The sequence below is a fragment of the Bacteroidota bacterium genome, assembly GCA_018831055.1.
Taxonomy (GTDB): Bacteria; Bacteroidota; Bacteroidia; order Bacteroidales; family B18-G4; genus M55B132.
Genome location: JAHJRE010000242.1, coordinates 1 through 2,024 on the forward strand (window position 1 = coordinate 1; position 2,024 = coordinate 2,024).

The 2,024-nt window shown below is 42.6% G+C and carries 3 protein-coding genes; all 3 read right to left on the minus strand.

Going from position 1 to position 2,024, the window contains the following annotated elements; all coding sequences use genetic code 11:
• A partial coding sequence (locus KKA81_15995) for a hypothetical protein (protein ID MBU2652431.1) occupies nucleotides 1-331 on the minus strand: 331 nt, incomplete at its 3' end.
• A gap of 9 nt (nucleotides 332-340) precedes the next feature.
• Complete coding sequence (locus tag KKA81_16000; protein MBU2652432.1) at nucleotides 341-946, minus strand: hypothetical protein; 606 nt, start codon at nucleotides 944-946, stop codon at nucleotides 341-343.
• A gap of 153 nt (nucleotides 947-1,099) precedes the next feature.
• On the minus strand, nucleotides 1,100-1,837 hold the full coding sequence (locus tag KKA81_16005; protein ID MBU2652433.1) for a hypothetical protein: 738 nt from the start codon (nucleotides 1,835-1,837) through the stop codon (nucleotides 1,100-1,102).
• Nucleotides 1,838-2,024: the final 187 nt, after the last annotated feature.

A 2,024-nucleotide genomic window follows, 5' to 3' on the forward strand; every position in this document is an offset into this window, starting at 1 on the left:
AAAAGAACTCAACTTTGAGAACCGATACTTTTTCACCATTGCTACCGATATAAAAATCCGGTGTCCATGCAACAAGTTCAACAGATTTGCTGTAACTCGATCCACTTACAAGCTTGAGTGCGACGTAGCTGTAAGCTCTATGACTTCCAGGTACCTCTGGGAAAGCCCCTTCATCCACATAGGCCACAGGCAAAATAGGAATCGTGGTGGCTACCCCAAGAGTCATCACAGTAGGATGTGAGACTTGTTCTGAGAATTTTGCGAAGCCCGCAAAGAGAAATATAGCTACAACTATGAGTATTATCCGGTTTTTCTGCCATTCCTCTGCCATACCTGTTTGTCACCAATCTTCAAATTTGTTTTTCATTAAGTGAGTTGAAAATAGCGCGATCCCGAACCCCGCCAAAACATCATACAGGGTTGGTATCATGGGAAGCCATTCTGGTAGCTTTGCTTCGGGTTGTGTTGGGGGTATATAATCATAAGTTAATCTTACACCAATTTGATTGACTATAACAGGATCTGGGGAGTCTGCGTAGTAGTTCACTAAAGTTAGATACCATAAACCTTCAGGATAGTAAGCGAGGCCTTTTGTTTGTATTTTCCATTCTGCATATTCGTATCCATCGTCCATGATAAAGGTTCTTACAGGCATCGAACTTTCCCCTAGCCTATTTGTTCCCCGTTTAATATTACTGTAAGTTCCCAATATTTTATCAATGCTAACTGACGCATCACCAAAGTGGACATCAACTAAGAAAACTGCTACGTTTATGAGGGGAAATTCGGTGTCTTTGATGAAACTTTGGGTGCTGGCGTTCCACAGTGCCATATATTTTGGTGTAACGACCGTGACTTCAATATCGTTTGTATCTATAAACGACTTATCTTTGGGAGATATGAAGTAACTTGGGGTCCCCATCTCTGCATATGTATATACCGTCATCGTAGCTGTCGTGAGAGTAAAAAATCTAACGTTCTCATGTTTTTGTAACACACTAAGTACACTAGTTCCTTGGGTGTGTAAGAAACCAGTTCGTGCAAAAAACATAGTTAAGGTTATACCCAGCAACAAAAAAACAGCCGTCCGCCTCAACCCCTACACCTCCTCTTTTCTTCTCATAACTAAAAGAAATGAAACCCCGAAGCCTATCAAAAAGTCATACCCGTTTGGAACTTTGAACCAAGAGGAAAGCAAATCTGGTTGCGATGGTTGCGATGGTTGTGTAGAGACATAAGCATGATCCACTCGTATCCTAATGAAACCTAGTGTCTGAAACACCGTCTCAATTTCCCTAACTAATATTAGAAGCCGTGGACCCTCAGGTATAAAGGCAAAACCAGAAAGACGGATAGTCCACTCGTTGTATTCAACACCATCACCCCCGACAAACACTTTACTGACTCTGCTGCCTGAACTGACACTGGATCCAAGCAAATTCATTTTAGAGCGATATAAGTGCATTAACGCAAAACCGTCCTCCGGTGATGTTGGTGGGTGTTTACCAACGTCAACCCAGTGGATCTCAAGCGTTTCCTGAATTTCCTTCGGAGCAACCACGACGGCATTGAAGACATCGTCTCCGATGATAGACATGTCTTGGGGATAAACAAAATAGACGTCTCCCACAAACAGCCCTCCAGGTTTGATATCTATTGTTGCTGCAGTAAGAGTTCTAAAGAGTTGAGGCTGCTTCGTACTGTCGGTGATCCATAAACCTTCCACGTATTCTTTTCCAACGTTCACGGTTACTAAGGAAAAGAGTTGCAACTGAGCGATTCCCAGACTCAAAGCTAAGCCAAAAACAATGAAGACTGTTAAATTTCTACCGTTCATCAACTGTTTTGTCTCCTCTCAACTATGTAGCTCGCCATCACCTAGTCCTCCTTTTTCCATCCATAAAGAGTTAACACCAGCCCCAGGGCTATTACCGTCATCCGTGACAGGCTGAAAGGTAACGCAAACTCTGATACGGCTCCGATGTTTGAATATATGCTCATTTTCTGTAGACTTTTTGTGCTCA